Source organism: Nocardia alba NBRC 108234 (assembly GCF_001612665.1).
GTDB lineage: Bacteria > Actinomycetota > Actinomycetes > Mycobacteriales > Mycobacteriaceae > Nocardia > Nocardia alba.
The window spans coordinates 18,650-42,811 of sequence record NZ_BDAX01000036.1 but is presented as its reverse complement, the minus strand read 5'-3'; the positions used below and the strand labels follow the sequence as shown (position 1 = coordinate 42,811).

At 68.7% G+C, this 24,162-nt stretch carries 22 protein-coding genes; 9 read left to right on the top strand and 13 right to left on the bottom strand.

Annotated features, from left to right (window positions below):
* The 6 genes from NA12_RS29885 to NA12_RS29860 form a co-directional block, all read right to left on the bottom strand.
* Positions 1–438, bottom strand: a complete 438-nt coding sequence (locus NA12_RS29885; protein ID WP_067459039.1) for an SRPBCC family protein — start codon at positions 436–438, stop codon at positions 1–3.
* A gap of 90 nt (positions 439–528) precedes the next feature.
* A complete protein-coding gene (locus NA12_RS29880; protein ID WP_067459037.1) occupies positions 529–924 on the bottom strand; it encodes a polyketide cyclase / dehydrase and lipid transport in 396 nt (131 codons plus the stop codon).
* A 43-nt stretch (positions 925–967) separates the two neighbouring features.
* Positions 968–2,095, bottom strand: a complete 1,128-nt coding sequence (locus NA12_RS29875; RefSeq protein ID WP_067459035.1) for a glycosyltransferase family 4 protein — start codon at positions 2,093–2,095, stop codon at positions 968–970.
* A gap of 69 nt (positions 2,096–2,164) precedes the next feature.
* The gene (locus NA12_RS29870; protein WP_067459033.1) at positions 2,165–3,172 is read right to left on the bottom strand and encodes a peptidase MA family metallohydrolase; all 1,008 of its coding nucleotides are present in this window, start codon (positions 3,170–3,172) and stop codon (positions 2,165–2,167) included.
* Between the two features lie 2 nt (positions 3,173–3,174).
* Complete coding sequence (locus tag NA12_RS29865; RefSeq protein WP_084473215.1) at positions 3,175–4,239, bottom strand: NlpC/P60 family protein; 1,065 nt, start codon at positions 4,237–4,239, stop codon at positions 3,175–3,177.
* 223 nt (positions 4,240–4,462) lie between these two features.
* Complete coding sequence (locus NA12_RS29860; protein WP_067459031.1) at positions 4,463–5,032, bottom strand: C40 family peptidase; 570 nt, start codon at positions 5,030–5,032, stop codon at positions 4,463–4,465.
* Between the two features lie 693 nt (positions 5,033–5,725).
* On the opposite strand from NA12_RS29860, the gene NA12_RS29855 reads away from it, so the two are divergent.
* From NA12_RS29855 to NA12_RS29845, 3 genes are all read left to right on the top strand, one after another.
* Positions 5,726–7,642 (top strand): DEDD exonuclease domain-containing protein, encoded by a 1,917-nt coding sequence (locus NA12_RS29855; protein WP_084473214.1) that lies wholly within the window; start codon positions 5,726–5,728, stop codon positions 7,640–7,642.
* Between the two features lie 161 nt (positions 7,643–7,803).
* Positions 7,804–8,355 (top strand): phosphoribosylanthranilate isomerase, encoded by a 552-nt coding sequence (locus NA12_RS29850; RefSeq protein WP_067459030.1) that lies wholly within the window; start codon positions 7,804–7,806, stop codon positions 8,353–8,355.
* A 4-nt stretch (positions 8,356–8,359) separates the two neighbouring features.
* A complete protein-coding gene (locus NA12_RS29845; RefSeq protein WP_067459028.1) occupies positions 8,360–8,635 on the top strand; it encodes an Lrp/AsnC family transcriptional regulator in 276 nt (91 codons plus the stop codon).
* Positions 8,636–8,641: 6 nt separating this feature from the next.
* On the opposite strand, the gene trpD is transcribed toward NA12_RS29845, so the two are convergent.
* Both trpD and NA12_RS29835 read right to left on the bottom strand, forming a co-directional pair.
* Entirely contained in the window at positions 8,642–9,703 is a 1,062-nt protein-coding gene (gene trpD, locus NA12_RS29840; protein ID WP_067459025.1) for an anthranilate phosphoribosyltransferase, read from the bottom strand.
* Positions 9,704–9,794: 91 nt separating this feature from the next.
* Entirely contained in the window at positions 9,795–10,211 is a 417-nt protein-coding gene (locus tag NA12_RS29835; RefSeq protein ID WP_067459022.1) for a hypothetical protein, read from the bottom strand.
* A gap of 179 nt (positions 10,212–10,390) precedes the next feature.
* Here NA12_RS29835 and ctaE point away from each other — a divergent pair, with 179 nt between their 5' ends.
* From ctaE to qcrB, 4 genes are all read left to right on the top strand, one after another.
* Entirely contained in the window at positions 10,391–11,002 is a 612-nt protein-coding gene (gene ctaE / locus NA12_RS29830) for an aa3-type cytochrome oxidase subunit III (RefSeq protein ID WP_067459019.1), read from the top strand.
* Between the two features lie 57 nt (positions 11,003–11,059).
* A complete protein-coding gene (gene qcrC, locus NA12_RS29825) occupies positions 11,060–11,932 on the top strand; it encodes a cytochrome bc1 complex diheme cytochrome c subunit (protein ID WP_165914875.1) in 873 nt (290 codons plus the stop codon).
* A gap of 73 nt (positions 11,933–12,005) precedes the next feature.
* Positions 12,006–13,145: a cytochrome bc1 complex Rieske iron-sulfur subunit gene (gene qcrA / locus NA12_RS29820; protein ID WP_067459012.1), complete on the top strand. Its 1,140-nt coding sequence runs from the start codon at positions 12,006–12,008 to the stop codon at positions 13,143–13,145.
* On the top strand, positions 13,142–14,752 hold the full coding sequence (gene qcrB / locus NA12_RS29815; RefSeq protein ID WP_067459009.1) for a cytochrome bc1 complex cytochrome b subunit: 1,611 nt from the start codon (positions 13,142–13,144) through the stop codon (positions 14,750–14,752). The genes qcrA and qcrB overlap by 4 nt, the downstream gene beginning before the upstream one ends.
* A gap of 59 nt (positions 14,753–14,811) precedes the next feature.
* Here the strand turns inward: qcrB and NA12_RS29810 are convergent, their stop codons facing one another.
* On the bottom strand, positions 14,812–15,309 hold the full coding sequence (locus NA12_RS29810) for a polyadenylate-specific 3'-exoribonuclease AS (protein ID WP_067459006.1): 498 nt from the start codon (positions 15,307–15,309) through the stop codon (positions 14,812–14,814).
* 245 nt (positions 15,310–15,554) lie between these two features.
* Here NA12_RS29810 and NA12_RS29805 point away from each other — a divergent pair, with 245 nt between their 5' ends.
* Positions 15,555–16,940 carry a class II 3-deoxy-7-phosphoheptulonate synthase gene (locus tag NA12_RS29805; RefSeq protein ID WP_067459003.1) on the top strand — a complete coding sequence of 462 codons (1,386 nt, stop codon included), beginning with the start codon at positions 15,555–15,557 and terminating at the stop codon, positions 16,938–16,940.
* A 252-nt stretch (positions 16,941–17,192) separates the two neighbouring features.
* Here NA12_RS29805 and pknB read toward each other — a convergent pair whose 3' ends face one another.
* Entirely contained in the window at positions 17,193–19,106 is a 1,914-nt protein-coding gene (gene pknB / locus NA12_RS29800; RefSeq protein ID WP_067459136.1) for a Stk1 family PASTA domain-containing Ser/Thr kinase, read from the bottom strand.
* A 125-nt stretch (positions 19,107–19,231) separates the two neighbouring features.
* Here pknB and NA12_RS29795 point away from each other — a divergent pair, with 125 nt between their 5' ends.
* Positions 19,232–19,600: an Rv2175c family DNA-binding protein gene (locus NA12_RS29795; protein ID WP_067459000.1), complete on the top strand. Its 369-nt coding sequence runs from the start codon at positions 19,232–19,234 to the stop codon at positions 19,598–19,600.
* 96 nt (positions 19,601–19,696) lie between these two features.
* On the opposite strand, the gene NA12_RS29790 is transcribed toward NA12_RS29795, so the two are convergent.
* From NA12_RS29790 to crtI, 3 genes are all read right to left on the bottom strand, one after another.
* Positions 19,697–20,794 carry a phytoene/squalene synthase family protein gene (locus NA12_RS29790; protein WP_067458997.1) on the bottom strand — a complete coding sequence of 366 codons (1,098 nt, stop codon included), beginning with the start codon at positions 20,792–20,794 and terminating at the stop codon, positions 19,697–19,699.
* A complete protein-coding gene (locus tag NA12_RS29785; protein ID WP_067458995.1) occupies positions 20,791–22,452 on the bottom strand; it encodes an alpha-(1->6)-mannopyranosyltransferase A in 1,662 nt (553 codons plus the stop codon). Before NA12_RS29785 ends, NA12_RS29790 begins: the two co-directional genes overlap by 4 nt.
* A gap of 101 nt (positions 22,453–22,553) precedes the next feature.
* Positions 22,554–24,149: a phytoene desaturase family protein gene (gene crtI, locus NA12_RS29780; protein WP_067458992.1), complete on the bottom strand. Its 1,596-nt coding sequence runs from the start codon at positions 24,147–24,149 to the stop codon at positions 22,554–22,556.
* Between the last annotated feature and the right edge of the window lie 13 nt (positions 24,150–24,162).

Sequence of the window (24,162 nt, the reverse complement as noted above, 5' to 3'; positions counted from 1 at the left end):
TCAGCCTTCGACCCGCTTCTTGAGCTCGTTGAGCGCGGTGTCGGTGATGACTTTCTCGGCCTTGCGTTTGAACATGCCGATCATCGGGATGTTCAGGTCCACGGTGAGCTCGTAGACCACCTCGGTGCCGCCGCCGGGCCGATCCAGCAGTTCGTAGCTGCCGTCCTGGGCCTTCTGCAGGTCACCGCTGAGCAGGCGCCAGCTCACGGCCCTGCCGTCGGCGCGCCAGGTGTAGGACAGCACATAGGTGTCCTTCACGACGCCCGCGTCGAGCACGAATCGGGCGGTGGCGGCACGGCCCTCGCCGTCCCGCTCGATCACCTCGACCGACTTCGCGGCGGCCACCCACTCGGGATAGGACTCCAGATCCGCGATGACGGACATCACCTGCTGCGCCGGTGCGTCGATGAGAATCGATCTCTGAGTCCGGTCGGCCATGGCAGCCAAGCCTCTTTCTGTGTCTCCGGCGGCCGAGGCCGCGATTCTCGGTCTATCGACGGCAGGTGCGGCGGTTCTCGGTAACGCGCATCAGCGGGCGGCGGTAGCCGCGGGCGCGACGCCCGCGGGGCGACCGGCCTCCAGTCGTGCTTTGAGTTCGAAGGCCATGTCGCGACCCGCCACCCGACGGGCCCGATTGGCCGCGGCCAGCTCGCGCACCGACTTCGACGCGGCCGCGGTGGGCTCGGCATGCAGGAAGTAGTGCAGGATCGCGCCCTCGGGCACGGCCTCCAGCCATACCTCCATGGTGCCGGTCAGCGCGCCTGCCACCGTCCAGCGGATGCCTTTGTCGCCGCGATCCTCGCGCACGTCCAGGCGCAGGTCGGGCCACCAACGGCGCCAGTTGTTCGCGGCGCTCAGCACCTCGGCGATCGCGGTGCCGGGTGCGGCGAGGAAGGTCTGATCTGCGACCTGGATGCTGCTCACCCGGCTGAGCGTAGTGGACGCCACAGCGGGCCCGGCCACGGTGTCACCGCAGCAGTTCTCGCAGGCGGGCGCCCTGACGGTCCCAATGCCAGTTCCGCTCCACCCAAGCCCGGCCCGCGGCGCCCATCGCGGCCGCCTTGTCCCGGTCGGTGAGCAGCTCGACGAGGGCATCGCTGATCTGCGAGACCGACCGGCCGTGCACCACGATGCCGGTCTCGCCCTCGCGCACCGTCTCGGGGGCGCCGCCGGAATCGCCTGCCACGACCGGGACCCCGGTCGCCGACGCCTCGAGGAAGACGATCCCGAGTCCCTCGACATCGAGGCCGGCCCCGCGCGTGCGGCACGGCATCGCGAACACGTCGGCGATCGTGTGGTGGGCGGCCAGCTCGCCCGAGGGCACCCGCCCGGTGAACACCACACTGTCCTGCACTCCGAGCGTCTCGGCCAACGCGCGCAGGCGGGTCTCGTACGGCCCACCGCCGGCGATCACCAGCACCGCGCCGTCGACGCGCTCGCGGATCTCGCTCATCGCCACGATCAACATGTCCTGGCCCTTGCGCGGGACCAGCCGCGACAGGCACAGCACCGTCGGGCGCTCGCCGAGGCCGTAGCGGGCGCGCAATTCTTCCCGCGCGGTCGGGTCGGGTCGGAACTCGGTGGGGTCGACGCCCGGCGGCAGATGCTCGAGCGCCGCGCGCGGACCGAAGGCCGAGGCGAAACGGCCCCGGGTGTACTTGCTGACATAGGTCACCACATCGGTGTGCTCGCCGATCGACCGCAGCACCTGGCGCGAACCGGGCAGCATCGACCAGCCGACCTCGTGGCCGTGCGTACTGGCCAGAATGCGTTGCGCGCCCGCGCGCCGCAGCATCGGCGCCATCGCCGCCAGGGGCGCGGCCGCGCCGAACCATACGGTGTCGCAGTCGTGTTCGCGCAGCAGCTTGCTCGCCCGCTTGATAACCGCGGGGGTCGGCAGCATCAGTGTCGTCGGATGACGCACCACCGCGAACTTCTGCGCGGCGTCGAACTTCTGGTGGCTGTCACCGCGCCAGCGTGGGGCGTACACCACCAGGTCCTCGGGCGGCAGCTGATTCGACAGCGCCTGCAGATACGACTGGATTCCGCCCGGCCGAGGCGGGAAATCGTTGGTAACCAGCAGAGTTCGGGCCATGAGAGAACAACCTAATCGGTCGGCTGAGGGGTGGGCGGACACGGTCGGGCGTACCTGCGCCCGCGCCCGTCATGCGATGCGGCCGCGTAACCAGGCCCGCCACCCGTCCAGCACCTCGCCGCGCGTGGCACCGAGCACCGCGGTGAACGCCGCGTCCTCGGTCGCGGGGGACTGCGGTCCGGTGGCCAGGCGCTGGTACAACGTGGTGAGGGCGGTGATGCCGTAGCGGTCGGCGAGGAACGCGCAGGCGCTCCACGCGCTCTCGTAGGCGTAGGCCGCGTCGACCCCGGTGAAATCGGGATCGCTGACGAGTGCGGTGGGCAGGGCGCCGGCCCGCAACCGGGTGGTGAGCGTAGGCGCGATCTGGGAGAAAGTGGTCCGCTGATCGCGCTGAGCGACATACTCCGCGAAGCCCTCCAACATCCACAGCGGCGCGCCGTCGGTGGTGTCGGCTCTGGTGGCCAGGTGGGTGAGTTCGTGGCGCAGCAGGGTGGCCAGGCCCGCATCGCCGACTCGCCTGCGGGCGTCGGGGTTGAACACGATGCGCTGGTCGCTGGGCTGGGTGCCCGGGGTGTAGGACCCGGTGAGCGATACGGCGGCCACGTCGGTGCCGGTGGCGCCCGCGGACCTGGTGAGCGCGGTGAATTCGGCCGGAGTGCTCGCCACGACCACCACGGGCGCGCGATTCCAGTCGGTGCCCCACACCGCGCTCACATCCGAAATGGCTCGGCCCAGTTGCTGTTCGAGGACATCGAGGTCGGTGCTATGGCTGGGGTGGGCCACCAGCAACGCCTCGGCCGCGGCGCCGTCGGTGACGGTACGGACCAGGATCGGGCCGTAGGGTTGCAGCTCACGGCGCACGGGACTCAGGCGTGGATCATCGACGCCTGCCGAGGTATTGAGGACTTCGGCCTCGTCGGTGGCCGGCTGTAGCGGACCCGCGTTGCGCGGCATCAGGGTCAGGGCTACGCACGCCCCGGTCAGCAGCGTCACCGAGACGAGCGTGATACAGAATTCCAGGCGGCCGTTCGACGAGAGCCACGAACGCAGGCCCGAGCGGGCAGACGGATCGGTCACCGTCAGTATCGCCGGGCCGAGTGGTACGGAGTGGTGTTGATCGGTGCGACAGCGACCGGCACACCGAAGGTGGAGGCGTGCACCATCATTCCGTTGCCGGCGTAGATACCGACGTGGGTGATGTCGGGATAGAACAGGATCACGTCGCCGGGCAGGAGTTCGTCCTTGGACACCGGCGTGCCGTAGCCCGCCTGCTGCGAACTGGTGCGCGGCACGTTCTTGCCGACCTGCTTGAACGCCCACTGCACGAGACCGGAGCAGTCGAATTGATCGGGCCCGGTGGCGCCCCAGACATACGGATCGCCGACGCGGGTGAGGGCGGCGGCCAGTGCGCTGGTACCGCTGCCGGGGACCAGCCCCGCGAGCAGCGAATCACGGTCGAAGCCGGGGGGGAACGGCGAACCCGCCAGGGTCGACTTGTCGCGGGCCGAGAGTTGGCTCCACGCCTCGACCACGGAGGTGGTCGACGCGGCGAGATCCTGGCGTTTGCGTTCCACATCGGCACGCACCGCGTTGGCGGCGGTGGTCGCGGCGTGCGCGGTCTCGGCGGCGGTGCGAGCGACGGTGTCGGCCGCGGTGGCGGCGTCGGCGGCCTGCTTGAACTGGCGCACCGTATCGGCGGTCTGCTGGGCGAGCACGTCCAGCGTCGACATCTTGTCCAGCAACTGCTGGGGTGAACCGCTCGACAGCACGGCGAACATGCTGTTGGTGCGCACGCCGGTGTAGGCGGCCACGGCAGTGCGGTCGATCATCGGCTGGAACCTGCGCACTTCCGCGCGGGCGGCCTCGACGACCGCGGAGGTGGCGGCGACCTTGTCGTCGGCTTCGCGTTGCAGCGCGAGCTTGGCGTCGAGATCGTCCTGCGCGGCGAGGGCGAGCTGGTTGAGCTGTTCTGACAGGCGCGAGAGCGCGACCATCTGTGAGATCGCGTCGGTCGCGGTGGTCGGTAGGGCCACGGGGTCGGCGCCGGAGGGGCCGGCGGTGTAGATCGCGCACACCAGGATCGCGGCGGACAGGGTTCCGGCGAAACCACGCGTGGCGTGCGAATTCCGGTGGTGTGCAGTCACAGTGCCCCGTGCCCCGTTCTCTCGTTGTCCGCCGATCCAGCGCTTTACCCGAGCGCGATCTCCTCGTCAGCCGAGAAGATCTCGATCAGGTTACGGAACCGTGGGCATGCGTGTCCAGTAAAGGTACGTGCGCCGCCCAACCCGGTGGACGGCGCGTCTGCCCGAGACATCCCGCGGCCTCCGGTGCGCCCTTCCCCGCGAACGACGCACCGAGCCCGACCGCTCAGAAGCGGCGAGCGCCTGCGAACGGCATCGACGACAGCGACGCGATCTGGACCGGGGTGCCCGCGGTGGAGGCGTGCACGACATTGCCGTCGCCGGCGTACAGGCCCGAGTGGCCGCCACCGTAGAACGACACCATGTCGCCGGGCTGCAGGTCATCGATCGAGATCGGGGCGCCCGCACCCAGCTGGGCGTCGCTGGTGCGCGGAATGCTCATGCCGGCCTGGGCGTAGGCCCACTGGACCAGACCCGAGCAGTCGAAGGCGTTCGGGCCCGCGGCGCCGTAGACGTAGGGCGAGCCGATCTTGCTCAGTGCGGCATCGAGGGCGATGTCGGCGGCGGTGGCGCGCGGCGCGGTGAAAACCTGCGGCGCGGCCGGGATCTCGATGCCGGGGACGCCCTGGGGCAGCGGAATCTCGTTCGGTACCTCGAAAGTGCCGATGCCGGGCACGGTCACCGGCGTGGCCGATGCCGGGGCGGCGGGCAGGAGGAACGCGCCGATGGTGGCAGCGCCGACGGCTCCGACGGCAACGGCACGCTGCGCCTGACGCTTGACGGTGTTGTTCGCCATGATGCGGAACTTCCAATCTGCCCCACGACGCCGTGTCCGTATGACGCGGCGGGCTTCGTCTCGTCGGCCGTTTCCGGTCAGCGGGACTCCGTGAGGTCTCAAAAAGGTTACGAAGACATCACGGGGGTTTGTAAAGTCGGACATCGGTCCAAAGGCGTATTCGGCGGATATCACCGAAGAATGTGTGCGATCTGAGTCACATCCGATCACGAAACGATAACGCCTGGTCGCGTCGACCGAGATTTCTGAGTGCTACCGGCGCGTCGCCAATAGCCTGCGCGCGGCGCTTTTCAGCCTCGGAATCGGCAAACCGGCAGCTCGGGACCGTTCGAGGCGGGCCGTGCCTGCTCGGATAGCAGACTGCCTCGCGGGCGGCGCGCCGTAAGCTACGACGCGCACAGACCGGTAAGGCTGATTACCTGTTGAAATCTGGTGAATTGATGTGAACACGAAAAATATGTGAGCCCAGTCACAATTCAGTTTGATCTTGGCATTCTGTTCGGACCGGAACGAAAGTTTCGCGCCGAATCGCGGGCTTCGGAGATCACGGCCCCGCATTGTGTCGAGTCGCGGGATGGGCCGCCGGGTGGTATCAGCCCACGCGCCCGCATCGTGGGAGAGACACTGTGGCGGTGCGGGTAGGTCGGCTTAGACGGGGTGGGCTTGTCGGACCCCCGTCCTACGCTGCTCGCCGTGCCCGATCCCGTTGCGCTCCCAGCCGCCGCCCGGCAGTTGGCCTTCGATGAGCTCGATACCCCGCTGTATGCCACCACTTTCGTAGTCGTCGATCTCGAAACGACCGGGACCAGCGCTGATCGGGACGCGATCACCGAGATCGGGGCGGTGAAGGTGCGCGGGGGCGAGGTGCTGGGGGAGTTCGCCACCCTGGTGAATCCGGGGTACGCGATACCGCCCGCCATCGTGGCGATCACCGGAATCACCACGGCGATGGTGTACGAGGCGCCACGGATCGAGCAGGTGCTGCCCGCGTTCCTCGAGTTCGCCGCCGGGGCGGTGCTGGTGGCGCACAACGCGCGCTTCGACACCGCGTTCCTCAAAGCGGCCGCCGCCCGCCAGGACATCGCGTGGCCCGGTCCGCAGGTGCTGTGCACCGTGAAGCTGGCGCGGCGGGTGCTCACCCGCGACGAGGCCCCGTCGGCCCGGCTCGGTGTGCTCGCGCAGATCCTCGGCGCGTCGACGACACCGACGCACCGCGCGCTCGACGACGCCCGCGCCACCGTGGACGTACTGCACGCGTTGATCGGTCGGGTCGGCAATCAGGGCGTGCACAGCCTGACCGAGCTGCTCGACTATCTGCCCGGCGTCACCGGAACCCAGCGCGCCAAGCGCACCTTCGCGACCGATCTGCCCGCCGCTCCCGGCGTCTATCTCTTCCGCGGACCCTCCGAGGAAGTCCTCTATATAGGGACGGCGGTGAATCTGCGTCGGCGCGTGCGCAATTACTTCACCGGCTCGGAGACCCGTGGCCGGATGAAAGAGATGGTGGCACTGGCGATTCGGGTCGACCACGTGGTGTGCGCGCACGGTCTGGAAGCCGGGGTGCGCGAGTTACGGTTGCTCGCCGCGCACGCGCCGCCGTACAACCGTCGCTCGAAGTTCCCGCGACGTGGTTGGTGGCTCACGCTGAGTGAGGAGGCCTTCCCTCGGCTGATCGCGGTGCGCACCCCCACCCGAACCGCGTTGGGGCCGTTCACTTCTCGGATCGATGCGGTCGACGTGGCAGCGACGATCGCCGAATTCGCCGGAACGCGCACCTGCGCCACCAGGCTCACCCGCACCGCGAGACACGCCTGCCCGCCCGCGGTGGTCGGCGGCTGTCCCGCCGCACGCCACGACGGCGACCTCGACGCGGTGGCCTACGCCCCGGCCGTCGAGGCGGTTCGCGACCTGTTCGCCGGCCGCGCCGACACGCTGCTGGCAGCGATGGTCGATCGCATCGAAACCCATTCGGCCGCGCACCATTTCGAAGCCGCCGCCCGCCTGCGCGACCGCACTGCCGCCGTCGTCGTCAAGCTGTACCGCACCCAGCGTCTCGCTGCCCTGGCTCGCCTCGCCGAACTGATCGTCGCCCTGCCCGACGGCGCGGGCGGTTGGGAATTCTCCGTCATCCGCTACGGCCGCCTCGCCGCCGCAGGCACCGCCTCCCGCGGCACCCCGCCCATGGTGGTGGTCGACCACATCGTCGCCGCGGCCGAAACCGTGATCCCCGATCTCGGCGCGGCGGCGGCACGCGGCTCGACCCGCCCGCCCGGCACGCCGGCCGTCGAGTCCGCCGTGGCTCCTGTCATCGCCACGCCCGCCGCCTCGAATGCCACGCCTGCCGCCGCGAACACCATGCCCGCCGCCATCGTCGCCGACACATCGGTTGTCGAACACGAGGACGACATGCCACCACTGCGCGGCGCACCCCCCGAGGAGGTGGGCGTTATCGCCCGATGGCTCGCCACACCCGGCGCCCGGATCGTGCGGACCAGCGAGGGCTACCGCGAACCGCTGCACGGGGCGGGGCGTTGGGTGGGCTGGGCGCAGCTCGCGCGCACAGCCGCGACCACCAGGAGCGCCCAGGAGCAATATCTGGCGCAGCGGTGACAGCAGGTCGCTGCGGGCAGTTGGAGCTGGCGGGTCGCCGTGGCCCTGGCAGGTTTTCCGGTCGCACGGCAGCTGGCGGTACCGCGGCGGAGTCCGTCCTGGATCATGGACTTCGACTCCGCACACCGTGGCGGGGCGCGGAGAGTAAGGAGCGGCGGCCGATGTTCGTGAAGGTGTGCGGTCTGACCACCGAGGAGCAGATCGACTGGGCGATCGAGCTCGGCTACACCGCGATCGGCGTCATGACGACGACGAAGAGCAAGCGCTACCGCACCCCCGACCAGGCGCGCGCGCTCGCCGACTACGCCCGCGGCCGCATCACCACCTTCGCCGTCGCGCTCGAGGTGAGCGAGGTCGCCGCGGTGTCGGACGCGTTCGACGTCGTGCAGCTCTACCGGTGGACCGACCTGCCGAACCTGGCCTTCTGCTCCTCGAACCCGCCGGAACCAGGGCAGACCAGCGAATATTTCTTCTATGACGCCAGCGTGGGCTCCGGGGTCTTCGAGGAATTCCCCGATTGGGTTCGCGCGCAACCGGGTCGGGTGGTGCTGGCGGGTGGCCTCGACCCGGACAACGTCGCCGAGGTCATCGAGCGGCATCGACCCTTCGGCGTCGACGTGTCCAGTTCGCTGGAAACCGCGCCAGGGGTGAAGAGCTATGACCTGATGCGACGATTCAAAGCGGCCACCGAACGGCCCGAAGTTCTAGAGTGATCCCATGATTACCGCGATCGTGATGATCCAGGCGCAGAACTCTCGCATCCCCGAGACCGCGCAGGCCCTCGCCGACACCGCAGGAGTCGCCGAGGTGTACTCCTGCGCCGGTGACGTGGACCTGATCGCGATCGTGCGGGTCCGCGACCACGCGCAGATCGCCGAGGTGGTCACCTCGGGCATCGACAAGGTGGACGGCGTGGTCCGCACCACCACCCATATCGCGTTCAAGTCCTATTCCAGCGCCGACGTGGAAGCCGGATTCTCGCTGGGGGAGTAGGCGCTGTCAGTTCTCGTCGAGCACCTGGGTGAGCGCCGCCCAGTTCTGCAGCAGCTTCGCCGCCGCCCCGCTGTCCACAGCGGCGGCGGCCCGCTCGAGTCCGCGCGACAGCGCGGCGTCGAGATCGGAGTCGACATCGCCGATTCCGCGAGACAGGTCATAGGCCACGATCGCCGCGGCCGAGTTCAGCAGCACCGCGTCCCGAACGGGCCCCGGCGTCCCCGCGAACACCTCGCGCGCGACCCGGGCGTTGACCTCGGCGTCGCCGCCGCGCAGCTCGTCCAGATCCACCAGCGCGATGCCGAGCCGCGTCGGATCGATCACCGTCTGACGGATCCGCCCACCGCTGACCACCCACACATCGGTGCGGTCCGACGTGGTGATCTCGTCGAGCCCGTCGCGCCCACGCACCACCAGCGCACTGGCCCCGCGCGCCGCGAAGACGCCCGCGATCACCGGCGCGAGATCGGCGAACGCGCACCCGATCAGCCCGGCGCCCGGCTGCGCCGGATTGGTCAGCGGCCCCAGCACGTTGAACACGGTCGGGATGCCGATCTCCTTGCGCGCGGCCCCGGCGAAACGCAGCCCCGAGTGGAACAGCGGCGCGAAACAGAACCCGATTCCCGCCTCACGCACCGACCGGGCCACCGACTCGGGTCCGAGTGCGAGCTTCACCCCGAGCGCTTCGAGCACGTCGGCGCCACCGGCCTTCGATGAGGCCGCCCGGTTCCCGTGCTTGACCACGGGCACCCCGGCCGAGGCCACGACCACCGCCGACATGGTCGAGATGTTCACCGAGCCCGATCGGTCGCCGCCCGTGCCGACGACATCGACCGCGTCGCCATCGATGTGGACCAGCCGCGCGCGCCCGAGCATCCCGGCCACCATGCCGGCCAGTTCGGTCGGGGTGGGGCCCTTGATCTTCATGGCGACGCCGAACGCCGCGATCTGGGCCGCGGTGGCGTTGTCGGTGAAGATCTCGTCGATCACCCAGGTGGTGTCGTCCGCGGCCAGGTCGCCACCGTCGGCGAGGGTTCCGAGCACCTGGGCCCAGCTGCGCACGCTCATCTGCTCTGCTTCTCCTTCGACGACGCCGTTGCGCCACAGTAGATCGGGCACGCGGAGGCGGCGCAAAGCCTTTTGCGCCGTCGGGCGAAGTTTACGGGGTGGCGCGCGGGGGTTGCAGCGCGTCCCAACCGTCGGCGATGCCGTCGTGGCGCTGGGCCAGCCCGGCCATCCGCGAGCGTTCCTGCGAGCAGGTCAGTGGGTCGAGTCGTTGCACCCGCTGCAGGAGGACCGGAACCAGGTCCTCGGCCGCGGCAGCGGTCTCGGCACGCGCGTATCCGTCGTATCCGGCGATCTCGCACGCGGCCTCGATCTGCTCGGCGGGCAGCCGAAGATGGTGGCGCAACACCGCGTCGGCCTCCCGATCCAGCTCGCTCGCCCGATCCAGCGCGGTCGAACAAGCCTCGACATCGTCGAAACTCGACGCGACCACGACGAGATCGTCACGTTCGGGGTCCAACTCCCGCGCCGGCCCACCGAACAGCCGCCGCCACATCCGCACCACGACCATCGTCGCCTCCTCGTCTCAGCCTATCCACATCCAACGCTGTCACAATGAGTTGTCGCGCGATCGTCGCCAACACGCCGACGGAGGCGGTAGACCCCCTCTGTGCGTGGGTTTTCCGACTCGGGCCACAAACTTTCGTACCCGGGTACATGTGTCGTACTACGAAGAGTCATACTTACCCCGTGACGACCGCAGTAGGCACCCCAGGATCGGCCATTACTCAGCGTGTGCATTCGCTGAACCGGCCCAACATGGTCAGCGTCGGAACCATCATCTGGCTGTCGAGCGAGCTGATGTTCTTCGCCGGCCTGTTCGCCATGTATTTCGTTGCTCGCGCGCAGGCGCACGGGCACTGGCCCCCGGAGCCGACCGAGCTGAACATGAAGCTCGCGATTCCGGTGACGGCCGTGCTGATCGCCTCCTCGTTCACCTGCCAGATGGGTGTGTTCGCCGCGGAGAAGGGCGACGTGTTCGGCCTTCGTCGCTGGTACTCGATCACCCTGCTGATGGGCGCGTTCTTCGTCGCCGGGCAGGGCTACGAGTACTACCACCTGGTGGAGGAGGGAACTTCGATCGCCGGCAGCTCGTACGGCTCGGTTTTCTACATCACCACGGGCTTCCACGGTCTGCACGTGATCGGCGGTCTCATCGCGTTCGTGTTCCTGCTCATCCGCACCACGCTGAGCAAGTTCACGCCCGCCCAGGCCACCGCCGCGATCGTGGTGTCGTACTACTGGCACTTCGTCGACATCGTCTGGATCGGGCTGTTCGCCACGATCTACTTCGTCCGTTAGCGCGCGGCGCACACAGCTTTTGCACAAGTCGGTTCCGTCTACTCCAAAGGGACACAGATGAGTTCATCTCCCCCGTCGGCCCAAGAGCCCGCAGGCCCCGGCACCGGGCAGGCCGCTCAGGCCGCAAAGGCGCGCAAGCAGCGCCGTGCCCGTCGTCGCATCGCGGGTGCGCTCGCGCTGATGATCGGCTTGGTCGGAGCCGGCTTCCTGGCTACCGCGCTCACCCCGCAGGCGCAGGTCGCGACCGCGCACGAAGACCAGTCCGCGCTCATCCGCGAGGGCAAGCAGCTGTACGACACGTCGTGCATCACGTGCCACGGTGCGAACCTGCAGGGCGTCGCCGACCGTGGTCCGAGCCTGATCGGCGTCGGCGAGGCCGCGGTGTACTTCCAGGTTTCCTCCGGTCGTATGCCGATGGCCATGAACGGCGCGCAGGCCCTGCGCAAGCCGGAGAAGTTCGACGCGCACCAGACCGACGCGATCGGCGCGTACGTCGCCGCCAACGGCGGTGGCCCCTCGGTGATCCGTGACGCCAACGGCGAGATCGCCCAGGAGTCGCTGCGCGGCGACGATATCGCCCGTGGCTCGGAGCTGTTCCGCATGAACTGCGCCTCCTGCCACAACTTCACCGGTCGCGGTGGCGCGCTCTCCGGCGGCAAGTTCGCGCCGCCGCTGGCCGAGGCCAGCGAGCAGCAGATCTACCAGGCCATGGTCACCGGCCCGCAGAACATGCCCAAGTTCTCCGACCGGCAGCTGACCTCGGAGGAGAAGCGCGACATCGTCGCCTACGTCAAGAACTCCGCCGAGGAGAAGTCGCCCGGCGGCTGGGATCTCGGTGGGTTCGGTCCGGCGACCGAGGGTTTGGCGATGTGGGTCATCGGCATCACCGCCGTGGTCGGCGCCGCGATGTGGATCGGATCGCGCACATGATCGGTCAGCGCGCGGAGGCGGCAGCGCAGCGTAACCACGCGGCGCGCCCGAGCATGACGAATTGGATGCAGCCATGAGTGGACAGGAGCACAGCGACATGGGTCGCGAACCCACCGAAGACGAACTGGACGCGATGTCGCGTGACGAGCTGGTAGCGCTCGGCACCGGTCGCGACGACGTCGATGTCGTCTACCGCAACGAGCGGTGGCCCGTGCCCGGCACCAGGGCCGAGAAGCGCGCTGAACGTGCGGTCACGTTCTGGTTCGCCGTCTCCGGTCTCGCCGCCGCCGCGCTCATCGGTGTCTTCCTGTTCTGGCCGTGGGAATGGAAGGGCTACGCCGAGGAGGGCCACAGCGCCTACTCGCTGTTCACCCCGCTCGTCGGCCTCACCTTCGGCATCTCGGTGCTGGTCATCGGTATCGCGGTCGTGCTGATCCGCAAGCGGTTCATCCCCGCCGAGATCTCCATCCAGCAGCGCCACGACGGCCCGTCGGACGAGGTCGAGCGTCGTACCCTGGCGGCCGAGCTGCAGGACGCGCTCGACACCTCCACGCTCGGTCGTCGCAAGATGATGCTCGGTACGGCCGGCGCCGGTGTCGGTGTGCTCGGTATCGGCGCGCTGCTGGTGTTCGTCGGCGGCATGGTGAAGAACCCGTGGGCCAAGCGCGACAAGTCGCCGCTGTGGGTCTCGGGCTGGACCCCGGACTACCCGGGCGAGACCGTCTACATCCGCCGCGATACGGGTCGCCCCAACGACATCGTGCTGGTGCGTCCGGAAGACCTGGACGCCGGCTCGATGGAGACCGTGTTCCCGTGGAAAGAGAAGTGGCGCGGCGATGAGCACGCCACCCTCCAGTCGCTGCGCGGTATCCGCAACGCCGTCATGATGATCCGGCTGCGCACCGCGGACGCCGAGAAGGCGATCAAGCGCAAGGGCCAGGAGAGCTTCAACTTCGGCGACTACTTCGCCTACTCGAAGATCTGCACCCACCTCGGCTGCCCCACCTCGCTGTTCGAGCAGCAGACCAACCGGATCCTGTGCCCGTGCCACCAGTCGCAGTTCCTCGCGACCGAGTGGGCCAAGCCGGTCTTCGGTCCTGCCGCTCGCGCACTGCCTCAGCTGCCGATCACCGTCAACTCCGAGGGCTTCCTGGTCGCCGCGGGCGACTTCATCGAGCCGCTCGGCCCGGCCTTCTGGGAGCGTCGTTCATGAGCCAGGTAAACGAGATGGACGAGCGGTATCGCGCCGCAGCGTTCGTCAAGCGGTCGATCAACAAGGTCTTCCCGACCCACTGGTCGTTCCTGCTGGGTGAGATCGCGCTCTACGCGTTCATCATCCTGCTGCTGTCGGGTGTGTACCTGACGCTGTTCTTCGACCCGTCGATGACCCACGTGGTCTACGACGGCGCCTACCAGCCGCTGCGCGGCGTCGGCATGTCGCGGGCCTACGAGACCGCGCTGAACATCTCCTTCGAGGTGCGCGGCGGTCTGTTCGTCCGGCAGATCCACCACTGGGCGGCCCTGCTGTTCGCGGCGTCGATCATCATCCACCTGTTCCGCATCTTCTTCACCGGCGCGTTCCGCAAGCCGCGTGAGGCGAACTGGGTGATCGGCTCGCTGCTGCTGATCCTGGCGATGTTCGAAGGTTTCTTCGGCTACTCGCTGCCCGACGATCTGCTCTCCGGTACCGGTCTGCGCGCCGCGTTCTCGGGTATCACCATCGGTGTCCCGGTCGTCGGTACCTGGCTGCACTGGCTGATGTTCGGCGGCGACTTCCCCGGCGACATCATCATCCCGCGCCTCTACATCGCGCACGTGCTGCTGCTGCCCGGCATCATCCTGGCGCTGATCGGCGCGCACGTGGCGCTGGTCTGGTACCAGAAGCACACCCAGTTCCCCGGACCGGCCCGCACCGAGCACAACGTCGTCGGCGCGCGCATCATCCCGGTGTTCGCCGCCGATCAGGGCGCGTTCTTCGCGTTCACCCTCGGCATCGTCGGCATCATGGGTGGTGTCCTGCAGATCAACCCGATCTGGAACCTGGGTCCGTACAACCCGTCCCAGGTGTCGGCGGGTTCACAGCCCGACTTCTACATGATGTGGACCGACGGTATGGCGCGTCTGATGCCGCCGTGGGAGCTCTACCTGGGTCGATACACGATCCCGGCGGCGTTCTGGGTCGCGCTCATCATGGGTCTGGTGTTCACGCTGCTGGTGGCCTACCCGTGGATCGAGAAGCGCCTCACCAACGACACCTCGGCGCATCACAACCTGCTCCAGCGTCCGCGCGACGTGCCGGTGCGTACCGCGATCGGCGCCATGTCCATCGCGTTCTACGTGGTGCTCACGCTCTCGTGTGTCAACGACATCATCGCGCTGAAGTTCGATATCTCGCTGAACGCGACCACCTGGTTCGGTCGTATCGGTCTGCTGTTGCTGCCGCCGATCGCGTACTTCGTGACCTACCGGTTCTGCATCGGTTTGCAGCGCAGTGACCGGGCGGTGCTCGAGCACGGCATCGAGACCGGCGTGATCAAGCGTCTGCCGCACGGCGAGTACATCGAGGTGCACCAGCCGCTGGGCGGGGTCGACGACCACGGCCACGCCATCCCGCTGGAGTACCAGGGCGCTCCGGTGCCCAAGAAGATGAACAAGCTGGGTTCGGCGGGCAAGCCCGGCACCGGTAGCTTCCTGCGGGCCGACCCCAAGGCCGAGGGCGATTCCTGGGTCGAGATCGAGGAGCAGGAGGAGCACCGGATGCTCGCTGTGCTCGCCGAGCAGCAGGCGATCGCGAACAGCGGCAAACCGTCCGGTCACTGACCGACGGCACGAAGCACGAAGGCCCCGAGTCGAATTCGACTCGGGGCCTTCGCTGTGTCCTACAGGCGCGGGGTACGCCGGTACGTCTCGATGGCCTCGAACTTGGCCAGGTTGTGGCGGGCGTCGGCGAGGGCGTCGTGCGCGTCGTCGGGGATGGGCGGCAGGGCGGGGCTGCCGTTGACAGTCCAGTGCTGGCGCAGTTCGTTGGTGTAGCGCGGCATGGCCTTGGGCAGCGCGGTCATATCACCCCACAGTTGGCACAGCGCCACATGGTCGTACGCGCCGACCCACGCCCACAGCTCCGGCTGCACGCTGGGCCGGGGGAGGAAGAACTTGAACAGGTCGTCGCGAATCTGTTCCCTGGTGCGATACAGCGGCGACCCGGCGGTCGGCAGTTTCGGCAGCACGTGCTTGCGCACCCACGGCCCGGCCTTCGTCGCATCGAATTCGGTGGAGACGGCATAGTATTCGCGCCCGTCCTCGCAGACGACGCCGATCGAGATCAGGTCGATCGTCACCCCGTTCTCCACGAATTCCGAGTCGTAGAAATATCGCAAGTATCCTGCCTTCTCGTGAGGATCCGCCTCGGCTCATGCGAGGACCGGGGGCATCGCAACGGTTCGCCCGCTATCAAGTTCCGTCCTGGATTGTAGGCGCAGCGCCGACGCGCTCAGCAGGTGCCGGATGCGCCACGACCAGGACACCCCCGCGGCCTCCGGCCGAAACGCGGTGACGACCGTGATCGGCGCGATTTGTGTCGACCGAACGCGGAATGCGACGCGATGGGTCGTATTGTTGACTGGTGACCTGGACCGTCGACGTACCCATTGACCGCCTGCCGGAACTGCCGCCGCTGCCCGACGAGCTGCGCGGTCGCCTCGACGCCGCGCTGGCCCGCCCGGCCCTGCAGCAGCCGTCGTGGGATGCCGACGAGGCCGCCACCATGCGCACCGTGCTCGAGAGCGTGCCACCGATCTGCCTGCCGGCCGAGGTGGAAGACCTCAAGGCGCAGCTGGCCGCCGTTGCGCGCGGCGAGGCCTTCCTCATGCAGGGCGGTGACTGCGCCGAGACCTTCGCCGACAACACCGAACCCCACATCCGCGGCAATATCCGCACGCTGCTGCAGATGGCGGTGGTGCTCACCTACGGCGCGAGCATGCCGGTGGTGAAGGTGGCGCGCATCGCGGGCCAGTACGCCAAGCCGCGCTCGTCCGACACCGACGCGCTCGGCCTGAAGTCCTACCGCGGCGACATGGTGAACTCGCTCGTCGCCGACGAGGCTGTGCGCCGCCACGACCCGTCACGCCTGGTGCGCGCCTACGCCAACGCCAGCGCCGCGATGAACCTGGTGCGCGCGCTGACCAGCGCGGGCACCGCCGACCTGCACCGCCTGCACGACTGGAATCGCGATTTCGTGGCCCAGTCGCCCGCGGGCGCACGCTACGAGACCCTCGCCGAGGAGATCGACCGCGGCCTGCGCTTCATGGCCGCCTGCCAGGTCAACGACCCGAGTCTGAAGACCGCGCGCATCTACGCCTCGCACGAGGCGCTCGTCCTCGACTATGAGCGCGCGATGCTGCGGCTGAGCGAGTCCGAGACCGGCGAACCGCTGCTCTACGACCTGTCCGCGCACTTCCTGTGGATCGGCGAGCGCACCCGTCAGCTCGACGGCGCCCACATCGCGCTGGCCGAACTTCTCGCGAACCCGATCGGCCTCAAGATCGGGCCGACCACCACCCCGGACCTGGCCGTGGAGTACGTCGAGCGGCTCGACCCGAACAACGAGCCCGGTCGGCTCACCCTGGTCGCTCGCATGGGCAACGGCAAGGTGCGCGATGTGCTGCCCCCGATCATCGAGAAGGTGCAGGCCACCGGCCACCAGGTCATCTGGCAGTGCGACCCGATGCACGGCAACACCCACGAGTCGTCCACCGGTTTCAAGACCCGCCACTTCGACCGCATCGTCGACGAGGTCCAGGGCTTCTTCGAGGTGCACCACGCCCTCGGCACCCACCCCGGCGGCCTGCACATCGAGTTGACCGGCGAGAACGTCACCGAGTGCCTCGGCGGCGCCCAGGACATCTCCGATCTCGACCTGGGCGGCCGCTACGAAACCGCCTGCGACCCCCGCCTGAACACCCAGCAGTCCCTCGAACTGTCCTTCCTGGTCGCGGAGATGCTGCGTTGATTTGGAGCGCTGGCGCGCTCGAGTTCGCGGCCCCTGCGGTCCCGACGATCAGGTGCCGTTGCTTGCTCCTTCGTCGCGTGCGCAACGGCACCTGATCGTCGGGACGGCCGCGAACCGCCGCTGCGCGGCGGACCCTCCTCGAGGTCGGGTCGTTCGGGGCTGGTTGTGTGGTTGGCGGCGGGGTGGTGGTCAGTGTGGTCAGCGGGGGCCGCGGCCGGGTTTTTCCTTGTCCTTCTCGGGATCCTTGCCCCTTCAAGGCAGTGCGGTGAGCGTGACGACGCTGCCTGCCTCCACATTCGAGCCGAAACCCGGCACCTGGCCGATCACCAGCGAACTGTCGGAATCGGTGAGGGACTTGACTTCCACCCGCAGGCCGAGCTGTTGCAGTTTGGACCGGGCATTGCCCACGGTCTGACCCATCACGTTGGGGACCTTCACCGCGTTCGACACGATCAGGGTCACGGTATCGCCCGATTGCAGGGTGGTGCCGACGGCGGGCTCGGTCGCCACCGCTTTGTCGCCTTCCACATTCTTGTCGAACTGCACGCGCGTTTCGCGAACGACCAGGCCCGCGGTAGTCAGCGCGCTGGCCGCTTCCTCGGTGGTCTTGCCTCGCACATCGGGCACGTTCACCGGCTGAGAACCCTTGCTGCGGTACACCTTCACCTGCGCGCCCATCGGCAGGATCGTGCCCGGTGCGGGCTCCACCTTGGCCAGTGAGCCCTTCGGCGCGGTACTGGCGGCCTCGCCGCTGTCGATCGGTTGCAAGCCGGCGTCGCGGATCGCCTGGTTGGTCGCGGCGAGCTGGTCGCCGGGCTTGATATCGGGCACCCGCGGCTTGCCGTTGGAGATCAGCACCGCGACGGTGGAACTCTTGGTGACCCGCGAGCCTGCCGACGGGTCGGATCCGACGACTCCGCCCACCGGGACCGTGTCGGAGGCCTTCTGCCGTAATGCCGTCTCGAAACCGGCCTCCTGCAGGACCGCGACGGCCCGCTCGGAACTCATGCCCGCGATCGGCGGCACCGCGGCGTAACGGCCGACACCGAGCCACCAGCCGCCGATGCCGACCAGCAGGGTCAGGGTGGCGACGATGCCCACCCACACCAAACCTGTTCGGCGCGCATGATTGTCGTTGCCACCGAACGCGCTCGCGGCGGGCGGGTACTCCTGCGGGCGTGGGCGCGGCGCGGTCACCACCCTGGTGTGCTGCGGTTCGGGTGCGTGGGAAGCGTGCGCGGCCACCGGAGGCGGGGTCACCGGGCGCTCGCCGGGGTGATGCGCGGCGCCGGTCCGGTAGCTCTCGCTGAGATGTTCGGCCGAATCCTGCGGTGCGGGTACCCGGTAGGGCGGCAGCTTCAGTTCCATCGCGATCGACTGCAGGGTCGCCGCCATCTCGTTGGCGTCGGCGAAGCGCCGCGCGGGGTCGCGGGAGGTGGCCTTGGCGACCAACGCGTCGAATTGGGGCGGCACGCCACCGATGAAGTTGCTCGGCGCCGGCACATCGTTCTCGACCCGCTGGTAGGCCACCGACAGCGAGTGGTCGCCGGTGAACGGCACCCGACCGGTGAGCAGTTCGAAGATAAGGACGCCGAAGGAGTACACGTCGCTGCGGGCATCGGCGGTGCCGGTGGTGACCTGCTCGGGGGAGAGGTAGGCGGCGGTGCCGAGGATGACGCTCGCGGAGGTGGTATTGGCCGCGGCCACGGCGCGGACCAGGCCGAAGTCGGCGATCTTCACCTCACCCGCGTCGGAGATCAGCACGTTCTCCGGCTTCACGTCGCGATGGACCAGGCCGGCGTCGTGGGCGGTGCCGATCGCGCGCAGTACCGGCTCGGCCACGGCCCGCACGGCGTGTGGCGGCATCGGCCCACGTTCGCGCAGCAGCTCACGCAGCGTGCCGCCCTCGACGAGCTCCATGATCAGGAACGGGTATTCGCCGTCGACGCCCTGGTCGTACACCGCGACCAGGGAAGAATGCTTGAGCTTGGCCACCGCGCGCGCCTCGAACTCGAAACGGCTGAGGAACTGCGGGTCACCGGCGAACTTCGGGTCCATCACCTTGATCGCCACGGGGCGATCGAGCCGGGTGTCGGTCCCACGGAAGACCATCGACATCCCGCCGCGCGCGATCGGCGCGTCGATGCGATAGCGCCCTTCCAGCATCTGGCCGATCAAGTGGTGTCCTCCGGCATTCAACCGGCCGCCGGGTGCGGCCACCACGATGGTAACCGGGTGATGTGGGCATGCCAGGCGATGCCTGCGCGCCGACACGTACTACCGTTGTTCGGGTGAGTGCCTTCCCCTGCAGCAGCGACGTGCTGCCCGACACCGAAACCATCGTCTCGCTTCCCGAGGCGGCCGACATACTCGGCGTCCCGGTCACCTCGGTGCACCAGTTGCTGCGTGACCATCAGCTCCTCGCGATCCGCCGCGACGGCGTGGCAGGCATTCCCTCCCGCTTCTTCGACGCCGAGGACGAGATCGTCCGCATGCTGCCCGGCGTGATCACCGTCATGCGCGACGCCAAGTACACCGATGAGGACATCCTCGGCTGGCTCTACACCGAGGACCCCTCCCTGCCCGGTCGCCCCGTGGACGCCCTGCACGGGCAGTTGGCCCGCGAGGTGGTCCGCCGCGCGCACGCCGAACCCTTCTGATCGTCGGAACGGATCGAACGGGTTCACCAGGGCGGCACCGGAACCTGCGAAGTGCTCGGTATTTCGGGTCGCGACTGCGTGATACGAGACGGGCGATCAGAGGCGGCCGGTGGGGGTGGTCAAGCCTTTGGCGGCGACCAGGATTCGGCGCCGGTGGGGGACCGTGGCGCGACTGGTGAAGACCTGGTAGTCGGCTGCTTCGATGCGGTCGAGGATCTCGGCGTAAAGGGTGGCCGCGGTGGCTATCGCCGGTCGGACCCGGGGGGCGAGCAGGGCGATGCCGGGCACTGCTCGCCGGTAGATGTCGCGGTTGACGGCGATCAGGTGGGCCAGCGCGCGTCGCAGGGGCGCGTCGGTGTGGCCGCGCTGATGGCAGGCGCGCAGGTGGGGTTCGTCTACGCCGAATGCGCGGAGTTCGTCGGTGGGCAGGTAGACGCGGTCGCGGTCGAGGTCTTCGGCGACATCGCGCAGGAAATTGGTGAGCTGGAAGGCTTCGCCGAGCGCGGCGGCCGCCGGTTCGGCTTCGGCGACGGGGACTACGGTGCCCAGAACCGGCAGCAGTTGCAGGCCGATGGCCGCGGCGGACCCCCACATATACTCGCGCAGCTCGCCCATCGTGGCGTAGCGGGTGCGGTGGGTGGCCGTACCGGGGATATCCATGCGCATGGCGTCGAGGAATGTCTGGATGTGGGTGTGCGCGATGTCGTAGCGGGTGATGGTGTCCGCGGCCGCGGTGATGATCTGGCGACGGCGGGTGTCGGTGGTGTCGATGTCGCGGTGGTCGAGGGCAAGCCGTAGTTGCTTCTCGACGATGTCGAGGTGCTGGGCGGGCTCGGGTTCGCTCGGTGCGGGCCGCTGGACACGCGGGGTTTCGGTGCGCCGGGCCGGGGCGCGACGGCCGACGACGGTGCTGCGGTGGGCTGGAGCGAGACCGCGACGGGTGCTGTCGAGTGGGTCGAGGACGCGGGTGGGATTGTCGGCGTGATCGACGATGTCATCGACCATCCGCGCGAACGCGTACAGCGCGTGTACCGCTTGTCGACGGTGCGGCGAGAGCAGCGTGGTGGCCAGGTAGTAGGTGCGTCCGTGCTCGGCGGCGATGCGTCGGCAACTCGCGTAGGCCGCGTCCAGATCGCCGGTCAGCGGCCGGCCGGGCACGTTCACGATGCCGAGTCGGAGCGCGCGAGGGCTCATGCTCGAACTGGCGGCGCCGATTCCGGGGCAGCGGCCTTCGAGCTGGCCGAACGCAGATGCAGCGGATCGACGGTGCGCAGCGACAGCGCCGCGACCACGGCGGCGAAGGTCGCCAGCGCGACGTGCCAGAAGTTGTAGAGCCCGATCGAACCGTCGGGCTGGAACACCAGCATCAGCCACGTGCAGATGCCGACCAGCCACATCAGGGTGCGGGTCGACATCGCGAACCCGGCGGCCAGCGCGAGCGGCCACGAGTAGTACCAGGGCAGCGCGGCGGGGGAGAGCAGCACGATCGCGACGAACGCGATGATGATGCCCATCACGGCCTCGCGCTCACTGTGCCGGAACCGCCACCAGGTCGCGACGAGCAACGCGACCATGGCGATCTGGCACAGCAGGCGGGTCACATCCAGCACGGAGTCGAACGCGAGTGGGGTCACCCAGGTGACCATGTGCGCGAGCAGCGTCGGCAGCGACAGCCAGTTGATGATCTTGTTGGAGCCCTGCAGCGCGGTGACCCAGCCGAAGCCGACCCCCGCGATCACCGACGCCGCGCCGAACACCAGCGCGAACACGCCGACACCGATGCCGGCGATCTTGGCGAAGACGAACAGCGGGTGCGGCATATCCGCCGATGGCCTGGCGGCGTCGGGGTGCTTCTGTTCCTCGGTGAGCGCGGTGTCGGAATCCAGTGCGGCCCGACGCTCGGCGGCTCGGCGTTCCTTCTCGTGCAGAATCCAGATCCACACCAGGAACGGCAGCGCTACGCCCGCCGTCGCCTTGATCGCGACGCCGATAGCGACCACCACGATGCCCGCCACATGATGACGTTCGAGCACGAGCGCGACGCCCGCGCACATCAGCCCGACCATCAGCATCTCGTTGTGCACGCCACCGATCAGGTGCACCAGCACCAGCGGGTTGAGCACGGCGAGCCACAGCGCGACCGTCGGCTTTCCGCCCAGGTGCTTGGTCAGGTACGGCACCGCCCACATCATCAGCGCCAGACCGGGCAGCATGACCACGCGCAGCGCGATGGTTCCGGCGATGACATTGTCGCCGGTGAGCGAGGTGATCGCGCGGCCCATCAGCAAGAACACGGGGCCGTAGGGCGCGGTGGTGGTGGTCCAGACCGGGCTCACGTTGTCCAGCAGCACACCGGGATTGGCGACGGGACCCACCTGGTAGGGGTCGAAACCGTCACGCAGCAGCGCGCCCTGGGCGAGGTAGGAGTAGGAGTCGCGGCTGAACATCGGCGCCGCGAACAGCAGTGGCGTGATCCAGATTCCGACGATCGCGCGCAACTCGTTCAGCGTGACCATCGAGTCGCCCTTGCCGAGGGTGGTGCGACCGAGTCGTACCCACGCCGTGATCATCAGCAGCACGCCGATCCAGATCGCGATCGTCGACAGCACATAGCCGTGGCCGAACCGCAGCCACGACAGGTGCAGCGCCTCAAGGAGCGGATCGCGCTTGCGCACGGCTCCCGCGCCGAAGCCGCCGAAGGTGATCATCATGGCGCCGAAGAAACCCATCAGGGCCGCATGGCCCTCGGGGCTCCTGGCGAACTCACCTGCGGTGCGCAGCCAGGTCCGGACGCCCGGGTCGCTCCCGGTGGGTAGGTGACGCTGGCGCTCGAGTGTGCGCGTGTTGTCCATGGTGCCTACGGTCGTCTCGGAGGGCGGCATGTTCGGTCGGTCCCCCCGGATGGTCGGCGGTCGCAACCGCGAGCTGATAAGTCGGCCGTCAGTTTACGGCTTCAAGTGGGAACACTAACCCGGTGGTCGGTACCGGCGTGTGCCCGGCTGCCGGTGATTCGCGCCGCGGCCAGCTTTCCCGACAGCAGTGTGGTGGGCACACCGACCCCCGGAGTGGTGCCGCAACCTGCGAGAACGACGTTGTCCACGCCCCTTGGCAGATTGCGTGGGCGGAACGGCCCGGTTTGCCGGAATACGTGCGCGAGGGAGAACGGCGTGCCCGCGATCATGCCCGCGGCGGCCCACGTGGCGGGCGTGTCGAGACGGTCGACTACGAAATGTTCGGCGATGCCGGTGTAGCCGCGCTGTTCCAGCACCGCGAGCAGCTCGCGCAGGTAGGCCGGGGCGAGTCGGTCCCAGTCGAGCGGGGCGGCGGTCAGATTGGGGCAGGGCGCGAGCACCGACAGCGGTTCGAAGCGTCTGCCCGCCCGGTCGATGAACTGGTCGGCGTCGGTGAGCGCGGGCCGGGTGAGCAGCAGCGACGGATCGCTCATGAGCCTGCCGCGGCCCGCGCGCGCGGCGATCTCGGCGAAGGTCTGTGCCCAGGCGGCGCCGAACTCGATGGTGTGATGGGCCCGCACGGGCCAGTGCGCGGTGACCTCGGTGGGGATGGTGCCGTGGGCGACGACGGCCGACGGCGAGGCGCGCAGGCCGCGACGATGACGCAGGCCGAACGTCGGCAGCGAGCCGATGTCGGCGGTGAGGACCACCGCGTCGCAGGGGTAGGCGCGCCCGTCGGCGGTGCGCACGGCTTCGGCGTGTCGCGCTGCCTGGCGGCCGCGTCCGGTCGAGATCCGGTCGGACCCCGCGCTGCGTCGATAGTCGATGCCGTCGACCTCGGCATTCAGTACCAGTCGACCACCGGCGGCCGTGAACGCCGCGGCGAGTGCCGCCGTGATCGCGCGCATTCCGCCTTCGGGGAAGTAGACGCCCATGCAGGTGTCCATGTTCGGGATCGCGCCGTAGACCGCCAGCGCGTCGTCCGGCGACATGCCCGCGTACAAGGATTGGAAGGTGAACAGCCTGGTCAGTCGCTCGTCGCGCAGATAGGACCGCACGCGGGGTCCGAGTCTGCCGAAGCCGCCGAGTCCGGCCAGCGCGACGAGCGCGGCCCGCGAGCGCGGCGTGCGCACCATATCGAGCGGCGAATCGAAATCGGCGTTCATGAATTCGTCGAATTCGGCCTCGTAGACACGACCGAGCCAGTCGCGCAGTCTGCGGTAGTTGCGCGCTTCGGCGGGCCCACAGGTACTTTCGACCTCGGCGGCCATCCGGTCGGCGTCGTCGAAGACGCGGATGTCGCTGCCGTCGGCGAAGCGTGCGTGATAAGCGGGGCTGAGCCGGTGGATGCGGAGATCGACACTGTCCCTGGTGTGCCCGACGGCGGCCAGCGCGTCGTCGATCAACTCGGGAAGAGTGAGAACCGTTGCGCCGCTGTCGATCTCGTAGTCGTCGAAGCGGTATCGACCCACCCGGCCGCCCGGGTGATCGGCCCGTTCCAGCACCGTCACCTCGCGACCCGCACCCCGCAGGTGCAGCGCGGCCGCGAGCCCGGCCAGGCCCGCTCCGACTACGACGACATGATTCGCTTGTCCCACAACACTTTTCCTA